Raw genomic sequence first — 18,771 nt, 5'->3', positions numbered from 1 at the left:
CTGTCGTAGGGTAAAATTTCTGTCGCTAGGTGTCGCGCGGTAAGCTTTTATCGGAGGTTCTCTCTGAGGTTTGCTTCTCTAAACCGAAAAAAGAAACTGCGTTTCTTGTCGTAATTGCGTCTACCTCCTCAAAGCCCAGCCCTCTGAGCCTAGAAATCTCCTCCAGTATTAGCCGTACCTGCAGGGGCGTGTTCACGCCTGCTTCGTGCGAAAGGAAGGGCGAATCCGTCTCCGTGAGTATGCTTTCGAGGGGGAACGTCTTGGCTATTTTACGCATGCTCTTCGTATTCGTAACCTTGTAGTTTATGGAGAAGAAGTAGCCCATGTCCAGCGCCTTTTTCGCCGTAGTCATGTTCCCGGTGAAAGAGTGTAGGAGCACCCTGCCGTCCAAGCTGTAGCTACTGAGAATCTCCACGGCCTCCTCCTCGGCTTTCCTGCTGTGAATAACAACGGGCTTTCCGAGTTTCTCCGCTACTTCAAGCAAGGACAAGAAGACTTCCCTCGCCCTCTTCAGGTCATCCTCGCTCGACAACCAGTACTTGTCCAAGCCGATCTCGCCTATCCCCACTATTCTGTCTCTGTTTTCCTCGATGAAGTTAATGTACTCGGCTACCTCTTCATCGCTCATCTCGGGCACCTGCGTGGGGTGGAGCCCTAGAGTAACGAATACGAAGCCCCTATACCTCTCCGAAAGCGCTAGAGCCTCCTTGGCTCCTGGGAAGCCGGGGCTCTTTTCGGCGTCGTATGGAAGACCCGAAGTCACGACAGCCTTCAATGCTCTCCTCGCCTCTGCCAGCACGTTTTCAACTCTTTCTTTCAGGCCTGGATACGTGAGGTGACAGTGGGCGTCTATCATGTGTTAGGGTATCGCGGGTAAGCTTTAATAGTTTTGTCGAAGCAGAGGATCGGGGTATGGCTTCATTGGCGAGTATAGAGGACAGGATAGCTTACCTCGGGGGTTTGCTCACCCGATACTCGGGCGACAGGGTCAAGGAGCTTTTCCCGGAGATAGTCGAGGAGGCTAGCTACGCGCTCTTCGGCGGGAAAATGCTTCGCGGAACACTCTCACTGTTAGTTGCTAGCATGTTTACAGCGCAGGTCGAGAAAGTCTTGCCGATAGCTCTCGCTGTCGAGTTGATGCACGCGGCAAGCTTAGTGCACGACGACATAGCCGATGCCTCTCCGACCAGGAGGGGTAGACCTAGTTTCTGGAGCAAGTATGGACTTGAAGATGCAATAACAGTGCCACACGTACTGATGCCCGTTGCCATATCTCTCGTCGCGGATGCCGGCGTCGAAGCGGTAAAGGAGAGTATGAACGCCTGGAGGAGATCCGCCCTGGGCCAGCTCTGGGACACTAGGATACTCAGAGGTAGAGAGGTGCCTGTAGGCTACGAGAAGCTCATAGAATACAAGACGGCGGCCGTTTTTGAGGCTTCGTGCACGTTGCCGCTTATAGCAATCGGGAGGCGCGACATCGTAGAGAGCGGGAGGGTGTACGGCAGGTTTTTCGGGCTCTTGTACCAAGTTCTCGATGACTTCTCGGACGCGGAAAGGGGGGTAGTGGACAGCGGTAGCACGAGGCTGTTGCTGAGAGAAGCCTCCAGGAGCTCGGGTAGCCTAGCGGAGTACGTGGAGGGGCTTGCCGGCAGGTACTTCGGCATGCTCGTCGAGGTCTCTGGACAGCTTGAAAGCTCGCTTGTAGACTTCGCGTATGCCAGCATGAATGCATTCGCGAGGGAGGCCGGGGAACACGTAGCAAGGGTTGTTAGGGCGATAACTAGTGGGAAACATGGGGTCGGAAAGTTTCAGAGGACTTGAAGGCAAGCTGTGGAGCAAGGTTTTGGAAACGCTGGACAAGCTTTTCGAGAGTGGAGTCTACTCGCCGACTAACTTCGCGATGAGCCTGGGGCTCGACAGAAAGCTTAGAGGCATAGTCTATAACCTCGCTAGGGGCAGGGTACTGGATGTGGGCTGTGGCGACGGTTACTACTCGCTACCCTTGCTGGAAAACGCCCAGGAAGTAGTGTGCGTCGACCCCCTCGCACGTAAAGGGTCAGAGAGCGATCCCAGACTACACGTAGTGAAGGCTATCGCGGAGTACCTCCCGCTACGCAGTAAAAGCGTAGAGTTCTCCACCGCGATGTTCAGCTTCAGGGACTTCTTGGACAAACCTAGAGGGCTCTCTGAGATGAAGAGAGCTTCTAGAATAGGCGTGTTTATAGTGGAGATTTTCAACCCCTCCACGTGGTTTAGGCCCTTCCTCTACGCCTATGTCTTGTTCATCGCGCCTCTACTCGCGTTCCTAGTATCTAGGGGTAAAGGCAAGGGGTGGAGGCTCCTATACCCAACAATTAGGATCATGCCCAGAGCCTCTCTCTTTGAAAGGATGGGCGGAAAGGTGCTCGTTAGCAAGGGGTTTGGCTCTCTGGCCATCGTATACCTGCCAGTAAATCCTCGTGGGTAAAAAGCCTATCGAGCAGTGTAGTAAAGCATTTATATATAGTTATGCTTGATACCCTCCAGGACTAACCATGGCTCAAAACTCTAAGGAAGTCAGGCTTAAACGCGAAAAAATCCGGGTGAACACAGTCATTAAGCTCTACACTCTCATACTGCTGGCGGAAGGCGAGAAGCATGGCTACGAGCTTATGCGAACGCTGGAACAGATGATCGAAGCACCCATTGGACCATCGCAGATATACCCATTTCTCCGAAACCTTGAAAACGCTGGCCTTGTAACGTCTAGGGAGGCGGGGAGCCGTGACAAGAAAGTCTACTCGCTTACTCCGCAGGGTTACGAGTTCCTGAAGGAGATACTGGAGAAGTCTCTCAACGTTATACAGACGGCTATCAGGGTGCTCGGTAGGGAGAAGGTCTGTCTCCCTTAAGGTAGTGTAGGCACGCGGGTGGGCCTTATAGAGGGAAGGTACGAGGCAGTAGTGATAGGGCTAGGACCCGCCGGGGCGGCGGCTCTCAAGAGACTACAGGAACTGGGGATCAAGGCTGTAGGTATCGAGAGGAAGAAGGCTCCAGAAGAGCCGGCTGTCTGCGGAGAGTTCCTTCCAGAGCCCTCCGCGATAGAGTTCATCTCCAGGTTTCCCTCTGTGAGAAAAGCCTACGAGTACATAGGGCTGGCTAGGCGTACGAACGCTATACGCAGAATCATACTCAGCTTTGCCGGCGGGAAGACTTACAACCTCGAAATCCCAGGATTCACAGTGAGTAGAAAGGAGATGGTGAGCAAGCTGATCGAGGGGTCTGACTACGTAACGGGTAGCGACGTTGTTGGAATCAGGCGCGTCGGAGACGCCTACCTGGTGAAGACGAGGAGGGGTAAAGAGTTCTCGGCGAGCTACGTGATAGCCGCGGATGGTTTTCCTTCAGCTACGAGGAGACTTCTAGGACTCCCAGCAGGCCTGCAACCGGAGGACTACGCCGTGGGGGTCAACCTGAAGATGGAGACTCCGAGCATGCCCAGAGATACCATCTTCATGTACGCTTCCAGCTTTACCCAAGGAGGTTACGCATGGATAATACCGGTTGGAGACGGCTTATCGAACGTCGGCATAGGTCTGCGCTTCAACTACGTGAAGAAAGGGGCTAACCCCTTAAAGGCTCTCACCAGCTTCGTGGAGCTGGAAAGGCGGGGCTTCCTAGACTCCTCCAGGCAGCTCGAAGAGCCTCGCTCTAGGATGATCCCCGTAAGCGGCTTCTACTCGGAGCCTTCGACGGGGAAAGTGCTTTTCGCCGGTGACTCTTTGGGGGCGGTTAACCCCATTAACGGGGGCGGGATATTCACAGCGATGGCTCTAGGGATTCTCGCGGCGGAGAGCGTCTGGCTGGGGAACCCCGGGATCTACGACGAGAGGTCCTGGAGGGAGATAGGGCAGGTACTCTCGATAGGGCGTGCCTACCGCGTGCTGGTAGACTTTCTCTACGAACACTTCGACCACGTAGCAGTGCTAACGGCTCTCTTCCCGAGGTTCCTCTTAGAGAAGATACTGAAAGGGGAGAAAACGCCTATTAAGGGGATTCTCGAGATTGGAATAGGAAGGAAAACCTCCTATCGACCTCCACGGGGTCAAGCTTCTCGTAAGCCTCCGTAGTGCCTAAGTCGAACCAGAAAGAGTTAGTGAGGTAGCCGCCAACCTTGAGCCCACGCTCGAGTAGAACCCTGATGAAGTCTCCCATTATGTCTACCTCCCTCTTCTCCTCGACTAGCTCCCGGAGATACTCGAGCGCCTTCGTTCGTATCGCGACAACGCCTATAGTCACGGGCTTACCTAGAGGGGGCTTCTCGACCAGCTTAACCACTCTGTCTCCGTCTAGCTCCGCGACTCCCACCGCCACCCTGTAGTTAGGCGAGAGAGCGAGGGTCGCAGCGTACTGTCCTCTCTCGTGGAACGATAGAAAATCCGAGAGATTAATGTCGGACAGGATGTCCCCATAGTACACTAGTATGTTGTCTGACCCTTCGAAGAAGCCTCTGACGTAGGCGTTGAAGAGCGCGCCCCCGTTCCCGCCGTAGTTTGGGTCGTCCCACACGTAGCTGATGTTAACGCCGTACCTCTCGCCGCTGTTGAAATAGTTCACTATCTGTTGCCCCTTGTACCCGACTAACAGTATTATCCTGCGTAGCCCGTGATACGCTAGTAGCCTAACGATGTACTCGAGGAGCGGTTTTTGCTGCGTACCTACGGGGATCATCGCCTTCTGAAAATAGTAGGTGAGAGGTCTAAGCCTCTTCCCCTCTCCCCCACAGAGAACTACGCCGAAGTTCTGAGGCATGCTTATCGGTCTAGCGTACCTTTGGGAGCATTTATGCTTTACCTCTATCCTCCACGGTAAAATGACAACTCGTTGATAAATAACAAAAGTTAATAGATTCCTCGTAAATACGAGCTTACACGGGGATAAGCGATGACCATGCGGTACAACATGGAAGACGAGTTTTCGATAACGCACGTCAAGGCCAGATGGGTGCTGGATTCTCGCGGAAACCCCACCGTGGAGGCAGAAGTGCGCACCTTTGCAGGGGGCTACGGGTCCGCGATAGTACCTTCAGGTGCCTCCACAGGGACTCATGAAGCGCTGGAGCTTCGGGACGGCGGCAAGAGGTTCCACGGGAAAGGGGTTAGCAAGGCGGTCGAAAACGTGAACAAGATCATAGCCCCGGAGATTTTGGGGGAGGATAGCAGGAAGCAGGAGGAAATAGACTCGAAGATGATAAGCCTCGACGGGACACCCAACAAGTCTAGGCTTGGGGCGAACGCCATTCTCTCCGTCTCGCTGGCAGTCGCGCATGCTGCGGCGGACACGTACGGGCTCCCGCTGTTTCAGTATCTCGGCGGCGCCCTTGCGTCCACGCTCCCGGTACCCCTAATGAACATCATAAACGGTGGTAAACACGCCGGGAACGAGCTAAAGATCCAGGAGTTCCTGATAGTTCCCGTGGGTGCTAGTTCGTTCTCGGAGGCTTTAGCTATAGGTAGCGAGGTCTACCATTCGCTGAGGGGCTACCTCAAGGAGAAGTACGGAGTCAGCGCTATCAACGTCGGGGACGAGGGGGGCTTTGCACCGCCAATGAGTCGTACGCGCGAGGCGCTGGACGCGCTGATCCACGCGGTGAAGAATGCGGGTTACGAGCCGGGGAGAGACGTTGTTCTCGCGTTAGACGCAGCAGCATCAGAGTTTTACGACGAGAAGAGGGGCGTCTACGCGATAGACGGGGCCGAGCTGACGCGGGAGAAGCTCATCGAGTTCTACGAGTCCCTCGTAGAAGAGTATCCGATAGTCTCCATAGAGGACCCCTTGTACGAGGAGGACTTCGAAGGCTTTGCAGAGGTAACGAGGTCTCTGAAGATACAGGTGGTTGGCGACGACCTCTTCGTGACGAACGTGGAGAGGCTTAGAAGGGGGATCGAGGCGGGAGCGGCGAACGCTCTCCTGCTCAAGGTAAACCAGATAGGAACGTTGACCGAGGCTCTCAGCGCGGCAAGAATGGCTCTGGAGAACAACTACTCCGTGATCGTTAGCCACAGGAGCGGTGAAACAGAGGACGTCACGATATCGCACATAGCCGTGGCCTTGAACGCCGGACAGATAAAGACTGGTGCACCGGCGCGGAGCGAGCGAAACGCGAAGTACAACGAGTTGCTGAGGATAGAGGAATACCTGGGCGGGAGGGCGAGGTACCCGGGCATCAAAGCATTCAAAGCCTACAAGAGAACGCTTTAGCCCGCAAAGCTCGGCGGTAGACGGGTTCAGCGCGTCGTAGAAGCTTGAAACGAAACGTTTTTCTTTCGCTGTGAGCAGTTAAAAGGTTCGCAATGTGCGAAGGGAAGACTCTAGTCTCGAAAAGCATCATCGAGAAGTGGAAGAAAGCCGACGCTTTCGTGGCGCGCCTAGTAGACTACCTCGAAAGCGATGAAGAGGTAGCCGCGCTCCTCGAGATGAGCAATATAAACGCTGTGCAGAGGCTCGGCTACAACGACCACGGCCCCGTCCACGCGAGAATAGTAGCCGGGACCTCGCTGGAAATACTGAGCATGCTCACGAGGAGTAGCGTGGAGCTTTCGTCCCTGAAGCACGGCACGGCGAGAAGCCTCGACGAAGTGAAGTTCATACTCGTTGCCGCGAGCTACCTCCACGACATAGGCAACTCTATACACAGGGAGTACCACGAGGCCACGGGGAGTCTTCTCGCAAAGGACATAGTGGATAGGGCGTTGAGGTACACGTTCCCCGAGATGGAGACTAGGAGAAGGGTTTTCCTCAGGCAGGAGGTTCTCTCGGCTATCTTCTCGACGGAGATGAACACGAAACCTCTAACCGTGGAGGCGAGTATAGTCAAGCTGGCAGACGGCCTGGACATGTCGGAGGGGAGGGCTAGGCTCTCCTACAAGCTCGGCAAGATAGACATGCACTCACTCTCTGCGCTCAACGTTAAACGCGTAGAGCTTACGTGTAGCGAGCAGGTCCCGATAGTGGTAGAGGTCTACATGGGCGACATGGCAGGTTTCTTCCAGGTCGAAAGAGTACTTCTACCGAAGCTCGAGAGTAGCAAGCTGAAAGGAATGGTTAGGATAGACATATTCGACGGTTCCGGAAGGAAGGTAGCCTCGCTCACGTGAAACTTTCATGGAAAAGGGTAAATAAGAGAAAGTCTCAGGCAACTGTGAAGGTCCATGGAAATACCTGCTATCGAGGGCGGAAAGCCCGTCCGGGAAAAGTTTAAGGAGTACTACCCGACCTTCACGGAGCGCGAGAAGAGTCTTGTGCTGGACGCCTTGTCCTCCGGTAGGCTTGTATACTCTTCCGGTAGCTACGTGAAAAGGTTCGAAGAAGAGTTCGCAAGGTACGTTGGCGTCAGGCATGCCGTAGCAACGATAAACGGGACTGCCGCCCTGCACACGGCGGTAGCTAGCCTCGGCATAGGGCCAGGCGACGAGGTTATTACAACTCCCTTCAGCTTTGTAGCAACGGCGACGGCGATACTGCACCACAACGCTATTCCCGTGTTTGGAGACATAGAGCTGGAAAGCCTAAACCTGGACCCGGAGACCATCGTGGACAAGATAACTAGCAGGACGAAGGCGATTCTCGTTGTGCACCTCGCTGGCTACCCGGCGGAGATGGACGAGATACTGAAGATAGCCCGGGAGCACGGCTTGTACGTCATAGAGGACTGCGCCCAGGCTATAGGGAGCGAGTACAGGGGTAGAAAGGTCGGCGGCATAGGGGACGTCGGCGCCTTCAGCTTCTACCAGACGAAGAACATGACGACCGGAGAGGGGGGCATGGTTACGACCAACAGAGACGACGTATACGCCTATGCTAGAATGTTCGTAGACCAGGGGCAGGAGGCGAAGTACTACCACTCTATCCTCGGGTGGAACTACAGAATGACGGAGCTTCAGGGAGCCCTGGGGCTGGGGCAACTGGAGAGAGTAGACCAGCTCAACGAGAACCGGGCGAGGATAGCCAAGGTGTACCTCGACGAGCTACAAGGACTCGACGGGGACCTGGTATTACTGCCGAAGGTGAGGCCGTACGTGAAGCATACGTGGCATATCTTCCAGGTTCTTTTGAACCTCGAGAAGCTAAGGGTCGACAGGGACAGGGTCCTCGAAGCCCTCAGAGCGGAGAACGTGCTCGCACTCGTCGCCTACCCGAGGGTCATTTACGAGAACCCGCTCTTCCAGAGGATGATCGGGTACGGCAAGGGGTGCCCATGGAAATGCCCGTTCTACGGGGGTAGCGTAAGTTACAGGAAGGGGTTAGCCCCCAAGGCGGAGATGGCGGCGAGAAGCGTTATAACGCTGCCGACTCTCGCCGGTATGGACGAGGAGGACGCAATCGATACAGCAAAGGCTTTAAAGAAAGTCCTGCTATACTATAAGCGTTGAGGGCAGATGTCAGTCGAGGAGATATTCGAGAAGGCGCTTAGCGAGAACAGGAAGAACCTGTCCCTCGGAGAGGCTTTCGCTGTGTGCGAGTACTACGGGTTACCGCTCCTGGGCTACAGGTTCATCGGGGTCGACGAGGAGGTCCCTGAAGCTCTGGGGTTGAGCTATCCCGTCGTAGTAAAGGTGGACTCCCCGGACATAGTTCACAAGACGGAGTACGGGGGCGTGAAGACGGGTATTAAGTCGCGCGAGGAGCTTGTTAAGGCTATCGAGGATATTAAGAGAAGCGTGAAAGCGAAGAACCCGAACGCGAGGATTAACGGCTTCATCGTCCAGGAACAGGTCTCCAACGCTCACGAAGTCATCATTGGCGGATTGAAGGACGAGCAGTTCGGGCCCGTGATAGCGTTCGGCCTCGGAGGAGTGCTTGTAGAGATACTTCGAGACGTAGCCTTCGACATAGCCCCGATAACACCTCAGGAGGCGCGCGACCTGATAACGAGGATAAAAGGCTACCAAATCCTCGAGGGTTACCGGGGGATTCCAAAGGCGAACATAGATGCTCTCTCAGAGGTTCTCAGCAAGGCGTCGCGCATGTTCGCCGATATCGCTAAGTACGTGAAGGAAATGGACCTCAACCCAACATTCGTGTCGTCGGAATGGGTGAAGATCGCGGACGCGCGTTTCACCCTGCTATAACCCTTGGGAAGCGGAAGAGTTAAATAGCGATCGCAGAGAAAACTTCGTGGATGATGAAACGACGGTCTCTTGAACCTCGTGAAGAGTCTTCTCGCAACTGACGCGCTCCACTTATACAAGAGAGGATCTAGGAGGTACATGAAGACTTCCTTGACTATTTCCGCGTGAGGCCCGAGGAGCGCGGAACGGCTCGTTGTGAAAAAGAACGGAGTGTACGCGGGGGAACGGGTACTGAACAAAGCATGTGCATAAACGAGTGAGTCGCATGCCCGAGAGCCCTTTGATGTCGCGCGCGTTAAGCTTTTAGGCGCGAGCGGCGTAATCTCTAAACCAGAGTTAGGCGTGAAGTGGGGCTTAATGGACTGGATGAGCGGCGAGCTGGAAAAGCAGTACCGTGCGCTCCTGCGAGTGTATCTCTACAGGAGCTTTGGCAACTTGTCCGAGCAAGAGGCAGAGTACATGCTGGAGGTTGCATACGCCGATTTCCTGAACTACATAGCCGTTGAGAGAGACGTTATCTTCGAAGAGGGCTACGAGGGCGCAGTCTTAATGATACTGCGTGACATGTACCTCAACAACGAGATGGAGCTGGACAAAACTCTCTCAGAGTGGTTTGAGGTATGGGCTTGGAAGTGGCGCCAGAGAGTCAAGCTGGCTTTGAAGGAGGAAGAGGAGTCGAAGCTTGCGAGCGAAGTGGAAAACAAGGTGCAAGCGCTACTTCCAAAGGTGAGTAAACTCTACGAGTGGGCTAAAAGGTACGCGATAGGCTCCCTTGTAAGGCACGGGGAGGTATGCTTTACAAACTTGCTCGCCGAAACTGTTGTTAAGGAGGTTTTCTTCAAGGTGGCCTCCTCCGAGGAACCCGAAAAAGCCGCGAAGTTCCTTAGCGAGAATCCCGCCTTCATAATTAGCGAGATAGCGAAGAGAGTAAAAGAGCTAAGCGCGTTCAAAGGCAACCTTGTCGTTGTCAGGCTAAACCCTCTCTTCTTCGAGAGCCAGCGGGGTGAAAACGTTTGAGCGAGGAGGAAGTAAAGTACTACAAGGCCGACATAGCGGGCCTCTACCCTATCAAGGTTCCCCAGCCTGAGGGCGAGCAAACAGCATACCTGTTGCTCTTGGAGACGGCTGAGTGGAAGGATAAGGCTTTACCTATAATCATAGGGGAAAACGAGGGGCTCGCGATTCAAAGCGCTCTCATGGGGGTAAAGTACGAGAGACCTATGACTCACGACCTCATAGTGTCTATTCTCGACGCTCTCGGGGTAGAGGTCGAGAAAGTCTCGATAGACGCCCTTCTAAACAACAGCGTCTACACGGCCACCATTTACCTTAAAAGAACGGTGAACGGGAAGGTGGAAGAGATAAACGTGGATTCCCGTCCGAGCGACGGGATAGCGATAGCCGTGAGGACAGGCTCGCCGATCTACGTCGCAGCCCACCTGGAGAAGCACGCTAGAAGGCTAGAGGAGCTAGGAATATAGTATGTCCAGTGTGAAAGCTCCCTTCGCTGAAAGGAGTAACGACGAGTTAATAGATCTCTACATTTCTCACCTAGTAGCGAGGAACCGCTCGGAGAAAACGATCAAGAGCTTTAAAAGCATCCTCGAAGAATTCGTTCGCTTCCTGGGGGACAGGCACGTATCGCAGGTAACGGTGTACGACGTGGACTTCTTCCTCGCGCATCTAAGGAGAAAAGGCTGGAAAAAGGACAGCATATACACCGCGGCGGTCGCCGTGAAGCGCTTTCTGGAGTTCTTGGGGCTTGGAGGCAACATTGCCGGCTTCGAGCTGCCCAAGCGCGAAAAGAGGCTTCCAAGGTACCTCGAGGCGGAGGAAGTCTTCAGAATGGTGAACGCCGCGGAGAACCTGAGAGACAAGCTAATAGTCCTGCTACTCTTCACGACGGGTCTCCGCGTCAGCGAGCTCGTATCGCTAAGAGTCAGCGACGTAGACCTCGAAAAGAGGACGCTCCGCGTTAGAGGGAAGGGGTCCAAGGAGAGGCTAGTATACTTCCCGGACTACGTAGCCGACCTCTTGAGGAGCTATATGAAGGGCCTTAACTCTGAGTGGCTCTTTCCCTCGGAGACAGCCGAGCACATCCACTACACCACCGTTGAACGCGTGTTGAAGCGCCTAAAGGAGAAGGCGGGGATCGAGAAGAAAGTCACGCCTCACACTCTGAGGCACTCCTTCGCGACCCTAAGCCTGGCGGCCGGCCTGGATATTCGAGAGATACAGGAGCTGCTGGGGCACTCGAACTTGAACACCACGCAGGTGTATGCGCACGTCTCGCGTGAAAGGCTGAAGAGGGACTACGAAAGGGTTTGGAGCTCCCTGCTAGACCCGCGTAGCGCTAAGGAGCAGTCCTAGGCTTATTGCTTCGTGTGCACTTCGCGTGAGAGCTTCTCTAGCAGTTCGTCTAGGTTCATAAGCGTGGCATTAGCGTAGTTCTTCATGTAGTCTAGCCCTATCTTGTGCCACGTATCGTTAAAGGCGGCGACGCACTCCAGCGGTACGATGACGGAGTACCCGCGATAGAAGGCCCCCAGTACTGTCTGTTGCACGCATATGTGTGTATGGATACCCGTGACTATGAGCGTCGTGACCCCGAGCTCTCGGAGGAGCATGTCGAGGTCTGTAAACATGAAGGCGTCATACCTACGTTTCGGTACCACGAAGTCTTTCTCGGAGGGTGCAAGCTCCTCGACGATTTTCGACTCAGCAGCTCCTCTTACCGCGTGAGCACCCCAAAGCCTGAACTCGAAGTCTACGTCCGGGTAGTGCTGATCCACTGCGTGTATAACGGGTATGCCTGTCTCGTGGGCAAAGTCTATCAGTCGTTTTATAGGCTTCACTATTTTCTCGGCGTTCTCCGCGCGTAGACGCCCTCTCACGAATTCTTCTAGCATGTCTATTACTAGCACCGCGTACTTGGGCATATGCCCACCCCCTTATTCCGGTTTTAGCTCGACAACCTTAGGTGTAAGCTCGTCTTCAAGCATCTTCAGTATCCTTGCAACTCTTAGCCCCTTCTCCGTTAGCCTTATAATCCTGTTTCCAGGGCTTCCAACCCTGTCGTCCTCTATTAACCCCCACTCCAACAGCTTGTTGATATTGTTGTAGATAGACGTCGTGGATAGGCTCGCTGCTTGCCGCAAATCGCTGATCTTCTTCTCGCCGTTCAACAGGGATAAGAGTATTAGGTCCGCCTCCGTAAAGATTACTTTCCTGTCAAAGCTTTGCTTTCCAACCATTCTGTACCCCCATCACTCTACAAACTAAACCTGGAAATAAACATTAAGTACGCGTTCTAGGAAATCCTGCGCCAGGAGCCTTCCCATAAGCCTTGCCGCAGGAGTCGCATGCGCGTTACGTTAATATTCTATGGGTTACGAAAGATACTGTATGTCGCAGATAACAATAAGCGAGTTTCAGCGGCTAGACATCCGCATCGGGAGGATACTCTCTGCTGAACCAATAAAGCGTAGCGACAAGTTGCTGTTGCTAAAAGTCGACCTGGGCACCGAGCAGAGGCAAATAGTTGCCGGGCTAGCACCTTACTACAAGCCGGAGGAGCTTGTAGGAAAGGAAGTTGCCGTGCTTGCAAACCTCCAACCTAAAACAATAATGGGTTTTGTATCGCAGGGAATGTTGCTGGCAGCGGTGGAAGACGGTAAGCCCGTACTACTCGTACCAGAAAAAGAAGTAAAAGTAGGGGCGAAGGTTTCTTAAAAAGTATACGAAAAATTTACCTTAACCCTACCATTAAGCCACTGCTTATTTTGCGGCTGTCGAGCTCCCTGTAGTTCGTGAGGAGTTTTCGGATAGCTTCGCGTATCGCGTCGCTCCTGTTCTGGAAGTACCCTTTCTGTATGAGCTCGTCGAGCGCGTCGATGAGCCCCACGGGAAGCTTTACGCTCACGATCTTCGTGACCGATGTGTAGTCCCCTCGCTCCGTAATGTAAAAGCTCTTACTAAGCTCGGGTCTCTGCGTCACGACGTAGTATAGGCCTCGGAAGTTAATATCCTGTTCTAATTACTCCTCGTAGATGTTTGTAGGACAAATTTTCACCACGAGAACTACTCGCCAAGCAAAGCTTAGCCTGCCGGGGACGAGTACGCGGCGCAACTTTAATTTTTACCCGAACGCCTGGATAATTTGAGCCTAGATGTCCAGAGTAGAGGATAGCGTTCAACAAAGGAAGGCTGAGCTTAGGAGAAGCGTCTGGAGCAAGCTTGAACGCATGGAAGTGGCTATATCGCCGAGACCTTGTTACGGCAAGATACCGAGCTTCGTGGGTATTCATAGTGCGACGCAGCGCCTAATAAAGACAGACGTATACAGGAACGCGCGCGTAGTGTATTCAACACCTGATACGTCAACAAGGCTTCTACGCGAGGAAACGTTGAGGCGCGGCAAGACGCTCGTTGTTTCCATTCCGGGCCTAAAAGGCTATGTTATAGTCCGTCCAGACGAGCTGGAGCCCGGAGATGTAAGGCTCGCTTCGTCAGTAAAAGGAGCGGTCACCAAGGGAGACAGAATTACACTACTCGAAGGCCTCAAAATAGACTTAGTCGTCCTTGGTAGCGTGGCCGTGAACACGGACGGCGCGCGTCTCGGGAGGGGGGACGGGATGCACGACCTCGAGTACGCACTTCTACGCGAAATGTACGCGGTCGCTGAGTCTACCCCCGTAGCCACGCTGGTTCACGACTTACAGATACTCGAAGAGCCTATACCCATGCTCATGCACGACGTGCCTATTGACTACATAGCTTCTCCGTACAGGCTGATCACCGTCGAGAGGAAGCATCGGAAGCCTCCCGGCGTAATATGGGAGATGCTGCCTATCGACTTCATAAAGTCGACGCCTATACTCAGGAGGCTTTTCGGCATCTAGTAGGGCTAGATAATCCTTAGGAGGCCCGGGTAGTACCTGCTTATCGCCGCGCTACATCTCTTGCAGAAGAAGGGAGGTTTACTGTCGACATCGTAGACCGAGTTGCTAAACCTCATCACGCAATTCTGCCTACAGTGTCCCAGCCCGAAGCTATGCCCGAGCTCGTGGATAGCCTCTTTCAAGAGCCTGGCCCTGAAGAGCTCCTCGGAAAACTGTTCTCCGTAAAACTCGGGGTTAAGCCGCTCCGTGAAGACTATTCCGCCCCAACCATCGTTTGCTACACCGAAAACGAAGTTTAACCCCTCGACATAGCCGTCGGCGCCTATCACTACGAGCGCTCTCTGGCTCGGTGTAACTCCTATCCTGTTCTTCAGCTCCTCTAAGAGGTACTCTGCGTTTACCTGATCCCGCTCTTCGTCGAAGAATCTCAGCACAGTTCCAAAGCCCACTGTTTTCGTGTCGACGAGTACTTCAGCGTTGAAGATTCTCGTCAACTGCTCTTTAAGCCATTCGACTCTCTCCGGGGCAATGTTTACCGGGTAAAGCCTTACGAGGTATTCAGCCATGCGACCACTGTAATAAGCACGTCTACATCAAGGTAGATATTTTTTAAGGTCTAAAAGGCCAGGCGGTTAGAGTGGAGTGTAGGTATGGCGAGCCTTGAATTAGAAGACCTCCTAGATCTTGCCCTCGGTCTCGCGGAGAAGGCTATCTATGTGTTGCTAGCGTCGTACATCGTAGCCTTTACCGCCGCGTTGCTGGGAGTAGGCGAAGCGTTGAAACTTCCACCGGTAGCGGCGGCGGTGTACTTTACGGGTGCCCTCCTACTAAAGGTGATACGGGGGGTGCTTCCGAGCCTTCAGGGGAGAGGCGCGTACCTCTTTGCACTTGCACCTTCGACTGTAGGGCTCGCCGCCCTTATTAACGCTCTGTTTAACTACGCGGAGACACGTGTGGAGCTTTACGCCTACGCCGTTATGGCCGTAATCTTCGCATTAAAGGTGTACTCCGAGAAGAGGGGCTATGTAGTCATCATGGCGGGCTCTCCTTAACGTTTGAACTAAAACATTATTAACGAAGACAGCGTGGTGTTCTGTGTCGGGCTATGTCGAAAGACTACGAGGTATTCCCGCTACTACTCGAGATGGCGAAGAGGGGGTGTCTCGTCGCTCCCCGAAGACTGAGCAGGATAGAAATCCTGAAGACTCTGGGGCTAACGCCGTGGAGGTTTAAGAAGCTCGTCGAAGCAGCAGAAGAAGAGGGCTACATTGAGAGAAGGGTTCACGGGAGGATGGTTTTCTACGTGGTTACCGAGAGAGGGCGCGCCCTGCTTAGAAGGGTGTACGACGACCTAAAAAGGACTATCGACTCCTCCACCTTCCTCACGCTTAGAGGGTACGTCGTCCCAGGCTTGGGGGAAGGGGCGATCTACATGGGCATACCGAGGTACGTCGAGGCGTTTAAAGAGGTACTGGGCTACGAGCCTTACCCCGGCACTCTCAACATAAAGCTCGTAGACGAGGACGTGTACTTGAGGAGAGCTCTCAGGGAGAAGAGGGTCGGCTTTAGGATTGAAGGTTTCAGGTTGGATGAAGGAAGAGAGTCCTGCGGGGTAACCGTTTACAAGGCGATGATCATGGCGAACGGAGTAACCGTGAGCGGAGCCGCGCTGGACATAGATAAAACGAAGCACGGAGACGAGATTCTCGAGCTGATAGCCCCGGTAAGGTTGCGGGACGAGCTGCGCCTCAAGGACGGCGATAAGGTGGAGGTTGTAATCCCAGTTTAGGGTAAAGAGCCCTTAGAACCGCGCCTGCCTTCTCTTTCTCGTAGCTTCCCACGAGCTTTGAGAGGGGGCAGTACTCGTCTACAGTTAACCCTTCGTACTCGTCTACCACGACGGGGTACAGGCTACAACCTATAGGGCGCACGGGGTAAATTGTGCAAGACCCCTTCTCCGCGTCGAAGAACACGCACTTCCCGTTAACGTTCTTTAGTTTGAATCTGCCGCCAAGGCGCTCGGCGAAGTCCTCGGCGCGTAGGCCGGTGTAGCTCGAAATCCTCTCGACATCCTCTTCGAGTAGTATCATCTCCGTATTCTCGCAGCACCTACCGCATACTCTGCAGTAGAGCCACCCGCGAACTATTGAAGGTGTAAGCCTATACCTCATATACCCTCAGCTTAAAGGTGCACTTACCGTCCGATAGTGATACCACCGTGCCGTTGCCTCCCTGCACCGGGTAGCACTTCACTCCGCTAAGTAGATCTACCGATGCGGCTACGAAGTAGGGGACGGGGCATATCTCCCTTAAGACGCACTCAGTGGCAGGGCAAGGCAGGCTCACAGTGAGAACTCCCTTCTCTATGCTCACCTCTGCTCTCAACCCTAGGTAGCTTAGGGCTTTACTTGCCGCGTCGATTACCGTGAGCTTGCTTTCTGGGGCGGGCCCGAAGACCTCGCTAGCCAGCAGCCTACTCGCCAGTGCGATCTGCCCCTTAGTCAGCGTTAACCGGTTGTATAGGACTTTCAGCAGGGACCCTAGGAAGGAAGCATTCACGCAAGTCTCCACGACTGTCTCGTACCGGAAAAACAAGTAAACTTTGCTATTTTTCGCTAGGCCGCCTCTACCCTCCGCCTATGTGAGGGAGGATTTTCACAACGTCTCCCGGCCTTACGTAAGTATCGAGGGTAGCCGGTAAGTCGTTGACTAGCACTACAAGGTCCTTTCCGCTCTTCGCGAGGAAGCCTTCTCCCAGGATTTCTTCGAGCCTTGTCGGCTTCTCGACCCCGACTGTCAGCTCCCTGGCTTTCGCCACGTCTATGAGGAAGCCGTAAAAAATTATCCTTACAGACATGCTTAGTTCGTGAGCTCAGTCATTCTCTGTAGCTCTGTCCTCACGTAGGAAAGTCCGAGCCTCTCCAGCGTCGACGCGCGCGGAACGCCACGGTGATCCCATCCTACGAGCTCGTAGTAGTTTCCGAGGAGCTCGTCGTACTTCTGAGGATCAAGCCTAGCGCCTTTCAGCGGTCCGCGGGTATACGGCTTCGTAAACCACTTTAAGGGCGGGTAGTCCAGTTGCCTACCCCAACGCCTGCCTTCCGCGAGGTACTCCCGCACCCAGTAGCTCCTTATAAGCGTTATAGTGCGGTCCGCCACCTTTAGGTGGTCGTCGAGAGTCCAGGAGAGCCCAGTAGCGTAGTTGAACAGCTTCACGTACCAGTCTAGCTCGAGCCCTAGCTCCACCCACGGTAGGCGGCATGCCACTAGGTTTTCGAAGAAGCCTCCGCGTATCCTCTGTAGCTCGTACACCCTCTTGGCCTTCGCCTTCGAGTACTCGAACCTGCCATGTGCAACTTCCCAGGATATTACCCACGCGTCCTTGTGGTGGGCGCCGACACTGCTCACACCGTACGATAGAGCCATTCCTGGGGCGGCGTGGCAGTCGTAAGCGCTTACGCTTAGCCCTTTGACGTGTACGGCGCACTCCTCGCATCCCAGAACCTTGGATGCATGCTCGACGCCCTCTGATAGCACGCTTCCTACGGGGCCCTCTCCGAGGGATATTTCCCGGGAAAGCTCCAGTATTTTGTCGAAATCTCCCCACTCTATCCTGTCCTTCAGCAAGCCCCTTTGAGAAGCCTCTATCGCGAAGCCTAGCGCTGAGCCAAGCCCGATCGTATCGATGCCCCACATATCCGCTAGCCTATTTAGACGCGCCACTTTACGCAGGTCGCCCAGCCCTATGTTCGAGCCCAGCATGGCTACATTCTCGTAGTCCAGCTCCGACTCCGCTCCTTCGTCGTCGAGGATAACGTTGCCGCAGATAGAGTTACAGTTCGGGCATCCACGCTGGGAAACCTTCAGCCTCTCCATAGCGAAGCCGTCAATCCCGCTACTCTCGTCGAATACTCCTTCACTAAAGTTAAACGTGGGGAGAACACTGTTTTCCTGAGACCACTGGATAGTTGCCATCGTCCCCTGCCTCATCCAGAAGGAGTAGGGAGGCTTGCTCTTCGCGGACGCGTAAGCTTCCGCCGCGGTCTTCCTTAACAGCGACTGCTCAGCGACCTCGGGCATCTTGTCGCCGCGAAACACGACAGCCTTCAAGTTCTTGCTACCCATGACAGCTCCTATACCAGGTCTACCCCCGCTCCTACCGCTCTGGGAGACCACGGTAGCCATCTTGACCATTCTCTCTCCGGAGGGCCCGATGAGCAGGACGCCCGCGTCTTTCCCGTGGCGCTCCAGGAGCCTCTTTTCCGCCGAGAAGGTGTCAAGGCCCCATAGATCGTCGGCGTCGAGGAACTCTACCTTCTCGTTCTCTACGTAAACGTAGACGGGCTTCGGGGACTTGCCCTTGAACACAACGGCGTCGTATCCGGCCCATCTAAGCATGACGGCCGCTCTCGTACCCAAGTTTCCGTCGCCGTAGCCGTGCGTTAACGGGCTCTTCGACGCGACTACGAGCTTACCTGTGCTTGGCCCAGGTAGGGCTGTTATCGGCCCCGCGGAGAAAACCAGCAGGTTCTCCGGGGAGAGGGGGTCCACCCCCGGGCTTGTGTAATCCCACAGTAGGCGCACAGCGAGACCCCTGCCCCCTACGTGACTTAACAGTATTCCGCCGTCCAGCTCCTGCACCTTTGTAGACTTCCGGGAGAGGTCAACCCACAGTACCCTTCCCCACCAGCCCTTCGCCGCCATACATGTTAATAAGACTCCTGGGGGTTATTTAAATTCTTTTAAGAAAAAGTTAAAGT

General features: G+C 54.3%; 25 protein-coding genes. 15 read left to right on the top strand and 10 right to left on the bottom strand.

Translation table 11 applies throughout. The features are described from left to right. Nucleotides 1-25: 25 nt before the first annotated feature. Entirely contained in the window at nt 26-856 is an 831-nt protein-coding gene (locus tag TPEN_RS00585) for a TatD family hydrolase (RefSeq protein ID WP_011751793.1), read from the bottom strand. A 56-nt stretch (nt 857-912) separates the two neighbouring features. Here TPEN_RS00585 and TPEN_RS00580 point away from each other — a divergent pair, with 56 nt between their 5' ends. The 4 genes from TPEN_RS00580 (at nt 913) to TPEN_RS00565 (ending at nt 4,109) form a co-directional block, all read left to right on the top strand. Next, nucleotides 913-1,821, top strand: coding sequence for a polyprenyl synthetase family protein (locus TPEN_RS00580; RefSeq protein ID WP_011751792.1), 909 nt, complete (start codon nt 913-915; stop codon nt 1,819-1,821). Beyond that, nucleotides 1,793-2,467: a class I SAM-dependent methyltransferase gene (locus TPEN_RS00575; RefSeq protein ID WP_052884974.1), complete on the top strand. Its 675-nt coding sequence runs from the start codon at nt 1,793-1,795 to the stop codon at nt 2,465-2,467. Before TPEN_RS00580 ends, TPEN_RS00575 begins: the two co-directional genes overlap by 29 nt. Nucleotides 2,468-2,534: 67 nt before the next feature. Beyond that, entirely contained in the window at nt 2,535-2,891 is a 357-nt protein-coding gene (locus tag TPEN_RS00570; RefSeq protein ID WP_011751790.1) for a PadR family transcriptional regulator, read from the top strand. A gap of 18 nt (nt 2,892-2,909) precedes the next feature. Further along, nucleotides 2,910-4,109 (top strand): NAD(P)/FAD-dependent oxidoreductase, encoded by a 1,200-nt coding sequence (locus TPEN_RS00565; protein ID WP_011751789.1) that lies wholly within the window; start codon nt 2,910-2,912, stop codon nt 4,107-4,109. Here the strand turns inward: TPEN_RS00565 and TPEN_RS00560 are convergent. After that, nucleotides 4,027-4,791, bottom strand: a complete 765-nt coding sequence (locus TPEN_RS00560) for a nucleotidyltransferase family protein (RefSeq protein ID WP_011751788.1) — start codon at nt 4,789-4,791, stop codon at nt 4,027-4,029. The genes TPEN_RS00565 and TPEN_RS00560 overlap by 83 nt on opposite strands. Before the next feature lie 150 nt (nt 4,792-4,941). Here TPEN_RS00560 and eno point away from each other — a divergent pair, with 150 nt between their 5' ends. From eno to xerA, 7 genes are all read left to right on the top strand, one after another. Next, nucleotides 4,942-6,240, top strand: coding sequence for a phosphopyruvate hydratase (gene eno / locus TPEN_RS00555; RefSeq protein WP_052885362.1), 1,299 nt, complete (start codon nt 4,942-4,944; stop codon nt 6,238-6,240). Between the two features lie 92 nt (nt 6,241-6,332). After that, a complete protein-coding gene (locus TPEN_RS00550) occupies nt 6,333-7,136 on the top strand; it encodes an HD domain-containing protein (protein WP_011751786.1) in 804 nt (267 codons plus the stop codon). A gap of 54 nt (nt 7,137-7,190) precedes the next feature. Continuing rightward, the gene (locus tag TPEN_RS00545; protein WP_011751785.1) at nt 7,191-8,411 is read left to right on the top strand and encodes a DegT/DnrJ/EryC1/StrS family aminotransferase; all 1,221 of its coding nucleotides are present in this window, start codon (nt 7,191-7,193) and stop codon (nt 8,409-8,411) included. Nucleotides 8,412-8,417: 6 nt separating this feature from the next. Beyond that, nucleotides 8,418-9,110: an acetate--CoA ligase family protein gene (locus TPEN_RS00540; RefSeq protein ID WP_011751784.1), complete on the top strand. Its 693-nt coding sequence runs from the start codon at nt 8,418-8,420 to the stop codon at nt 9,108-9,110. Nucleotides 9,111-9,467: 357 nt separating this feature from the next. Continuing rightward, entirely contained in the window at nt 9,468-10,127 is a 660-nt protein-coding gene (locus TPEN_RS00535; protein ID WP_011751783.1) for a hypothetical protein, read from the top strand. Further along, nucleotides 10,124-10,591 (top strand): bifunctional nuclease family protein, encoded by a 468-nt coding sequence (locus TPEN_RS00530; RefSeq protein ID WP_011751782.1) that lies wholly within the window; start codon nt 10,124-10,126, stop codon nt 10,589-10,591. The genes TPEN_RS00535 and TPEN_RS00530 overlap by 4 nt, the downstream gene beginning before the upstream one ends. Before the next feature lies 1 nt (nt 10,592). Continuing rightward, nucleotides 10,593-11,480, top strand: a complete 888-nt coding sequence (xerA, locus tag TPEN_RS00525) for a site-specific tyrosine recombinase/integron integrase (RefSeq protein ID WP_011751781.1) — start codon at nt 10,593-10,595, stop codon at nt 11,478-11,480. Between the two features lie 2 nt (nt 11,481-11,482). On the opposite strand, the gene TPEN_RS00520 is transcribed toward xerA, so the two are convergent. Together TPEN_RS00520 and TPEN_RS00515 are read right to left on the bottom strand one after the other, a co-directional pair. Continuing rightward, nucleotides 11,483-12,049, bottom strand: coding sequence for a cysteine hydrolase family protein (locus TPEN_RS00520; protein WP_011751780.1), 567 nt, complete (start codon nt 12,047-12,049; stop codon nt 11,483-11,485). Nucleotides 12,050-12,061: 12 nt separating this feature from the next. After that, nucleotides 12,062-12,364: a winged helix-turn-helix transcriptional regulator gene (locus TPEN_RS00515; protein WP_011751779.1), complete on the bottom strand. Its 303-nt coding sequence runs from the start codon at nt 12,362-12,364 to the stop codon at nt 12,062-12,064. A gap of 151 nt (nt 12,365-12,515) precedes the next feature. Here TPEN_RS00515 and metG point away from each other — a divergent pair, with 151 nt between their 5' ends. Beyond that, complete coding sequence (gene metG, locus TPEN_RS00510) at nt 12,516-12,842, top strand: methionine--tRNA ligase subunit beta (protein WP_245534169.1); 327 nt, start codon at nt 12,516-12,518, stop codon at nt 12,840-12,842. Between the two features lie 16 nt (nt 12,843-12,858). Here the strand turns inward: metG and TPEN_RS00505 are convergent, their stop codons facing one another. After that, a complete protein-coding gene (locus tag TPEN_RS00505) occupies nt 12,859-13,107 on the bottom strand; it encodes a ribbon-helix-helix domain-containing protein (RefSeq protein WP_011751777.1) in 249 nt (82 codons plus the stop codon). A gap of 172 nt (nt 13,108-13,279) precedes the next feature. Here TPEN_RS00505 and TPEN_RS00500 point away from each other — a divergent pair, with 172 nt between their 5' ends. Further along, a complete protein-coding gene (locus TPEN_RS00500; RefSeq protein ID WP_011751776.1) occupies nt 13,280-14,011 on the top strand; it encodes a 5-formyltetrahydrofolate cyclo-ligase in 732 nt (243 codons plus the stop codon). 5 nt (nt 14,012-14,016) lie between these two features. On the opposite strand, the gene TPEN_RS00495 is transcribed toward TPEN_RS00500, so the two are convergent. Beyond that, on the bottom strand, nt 14,017-14,577 hold the full coding sequence (locus TPEN_RS00495) for an archaemetzincin (RefSeq protein WP_011751775.1): 561 nt from the start codon (nt 14,575-14,577) through the stop codon (nt 14,017-14,019). An 84-nt stretch (nt 14,578-14,661) separates the two neighbouring features. Here TPEN_RS00495 and TPEN_RS00490 point away from each other — a divergent pair, with 84 nt between their 5' ends. Further along, the gene (locus tag TPEN_RS00490; protein ID WP_011751774.1) at nt 14,662-15,063 is read left to right on the top strand and encodes a hypothetical protein; all 402 of its coding nucleotides are present in this window, start codon (nt 14,662-14,664) and stop codon (nt 15,061-15,063) included. Nucleotides 15,064-15,116: 53 nt separating this feature from the next. Next, nucleotides 15,117-15,800, top strand: a complete 684-nt coding sequence (locus TPEN_RS00485; protein ID WP_011751773.1) for a DUF120 domain-containing protein — start codon at nt 15,117-15,119, stop codon at nt 15,798-15,800. On the opposite strand, the gene TPEN_RS00480 is transcribed toward TPEN_RS00485, so the two are convergent. Genes TPEN_RS00480 through TPEN_RS00465 form a run of 4 tightly spaced genes read right to left on the bottom strand, consistent with a single transcriptional unit; the run spans nt 15,760 to nt 18,715 of the window. Continuing rightward, nucleotides 15,760-16,182 carry a YkgJ family cysteine cluster protein gene (locus TPEN_RS00480; protein ID WP_011751772.1) on the bottom strand — a complete coding sequence of 141 codons (423 nt, stop codon included), beginning with the start codon at nt 16,180-16,182 and terminating at the stop codon, nt 15,760-15,762. The genes TPEN_RS00485 and TPEN_RS00480 overlap by 41 nt on opposite strands. Further along, nucleotides 16,172-16,582, bottom strand: a complete 411-nt coding sequence (locus TPEN_RS00475; protein ID WP_148677856.1) for a hypothetical protein — start codon at nt 16,580-16,582, stop codon at nt 16,172-16,174. Before TPEN_RS00475 ends, TPEN_RS00480 begins: the two co-directional genes overlap by 11 nt. A 55-nt stretch (nt 16,583-16,637) precedes the next feature. Next, a complete protein-coding gene (locus tag TPEN_RS00470) occupies nt 16,638-16,868 on the bottom strand; it encodes a MoaD/ThiS family protein (RefSeq protein ID WP_011751770.1) in 231 nt (76 codons plus the stop codon). A gap of 2 nt (nt 16,869-16,870) precedes the next feature. After that, nucleotides 16,871-18,715: an aldehyde ferredoxin oxidoreductase family protein gene (locus TPEN_RS00465; RefSeq protein WP_011751769.1), complete on the bottom strand. Its 1,845-nt coding sequence runs from the start codon at nt 18,713-18,715 to the stop codon at nt 16,871-16,873. Nucleotides 18,716-18,771: the final 56 nt, after the last annotated feature.

The organism is Thermofilum pendens Hrk 5, assembly GCF_000015225.1.
Taxonomy (GTDB): Archaea; Thermoproteota; Thermoprotei; order Thermofilales; family Thermofilaceae; genus Thermofilum; species Thermofilum pendens.
This window is presented reverse-complemented; position numbering and strand designations above follow the sequence as displayed.

Coding starts and splice junctions, on each gene's coding strand:
- TPEN_RS00585 (WP_011751793.1), bottom strand. CDS start 856: ATGATAGACGCCCACTGTCACCTCACGTATCCAGGCCTGAAAGAAAGA.
- TPEN_RS00580 (WP_011751792.1), top strand. CDS start 913: ATGGCTTCATTGGCGAGTATAGAGGACAGGATAGCTTACCTCGGGGGT.
- TPEN_RS00575 (WP_052884974.1), top strand. CDS start 1,793: ATGGGGTCGGAAAGTTTCAGAGGACTTGAAGGCAAGCTGTGGAGCAAG.
- TPEN_RS00570 (WP_011751790.1), top strand. CDS start 2,535: ATGGCTCAAAACTCTAAGGAAGTCAGGCTTAAACGCGAAAAAATCCGG.
- TPEN_RS00560 (WP_011751788.1), bottom strand. CDS start 4,791: ATGCCTCAGAACTTCGGCGTAGTTCTCTGTGGGGGAGAGGGGAAGAGG.
- eno (WP_052885362.1), top strand. CDS start 4,942: ATGGAAGACGAGTTTTCGATAACGCACGTCAAGGCCAGATGGGTGCTG.
- TPEN_RS00550 (WP_011751786.1), top strand. CDS start 6,333: ATGTGCGAAGGGAAGACTCTAGTCTCGAAAAGCATCATCGAGAAGTGG.
- TPEN_RS00545 (WP_011751785.1), top strand. CDS start 7,191: ATGGAAATACCTGCTATCGAGGGCGGAAAGCCCGTCCGGGAAAAGTTT.
- TPEN_RS00540 (WP_011751784.1), top strand. CDS start 8,418: ATGTCAGTCGAGGAGATATTCGAGAAGGCGCTTAGCGAGAACAGGAAG.
- TPEN_RS00535 (WP_011751783.1), top strand. CDS start 9,468: ATGGACTGGATGAGCGGCGAGCTGGAAAAGCAGTACCGTGCGCTCCTG.
- xerA (WP_011751781.1), top strand. CDS start 10,593: ATGTCCAGTGTGAAAGCTCCCTTCGCTGAAAGGAGTAACGACGAGTTA.
- TPEN_RS00520 (WP_011751780.1), bottom strand. CDS start 12,049: ATGCCCAAGTACGCGGTGCTAGTAATAGACATGCTAGAAGAATTCGTG.
- TPEN_RS00515 (WP_011751779.1), bottom strand. CDS start 12,364: ATGGTTGGAAAGCAAAGCTTTGACAGGAAAGTAATCTTTACGGAGGCG.
- metG (WP_245534169.1), top strand. CDS start 12,516: ATGTCGCAGATAACAATAAGCGAGTTTCAGCGGCTAGACATCCGCATC.
- TPEN_RS00500 (WP_011751776.1), top strand. CDS start 13,280: ATGTCCAGAGTAGAGGATAGCGTTCAACAAAGGAAGGCTGAGCTTAGG.
- TPEN_RS00495 (WP_011751775.1), bottom strand. CDS start 14,577: ATGGCTGAATACCTCGTAAGGCTTTACCCGGTAAACATTGCCCCGGAG.
- TPEN_RS00490 (WP_011751774.1), top strand. CDS start 14,662: ATGGCGAGCCTTGAATTAGAAGACCTCCTAGATCTTGCCCTCGGTCTC.
- TPEN_RS00485 (WP_011751773.1), top strand. CDS start 15,117: ATGTCGAAAGACTACGAGGTATTCCCGCTACTACTCGAGATGGCGAAG.
- TPEN_RS00480 (WP_011751772.1), bottom strand. CDS start 16,182: ATGAGGTATAGGCTTACACCTTCAATAGTTCGCGGGTGGCTCTACTGC.
- TPEN_RS00470 (WP_011751770.1), bottom strand. CDS start 16,868: ATGTCTGTAAGGATAATTTTTTACGGCTTCCTCATAGACGTGGCGAAA.
- TPEN_RS00465 (WP_011751769.1), bottom strand. CDS start 18,715: ATGGCGGCGAAGGGCTGGTGGGGAAGGGTACTGTGGGTTGACCTCTCC.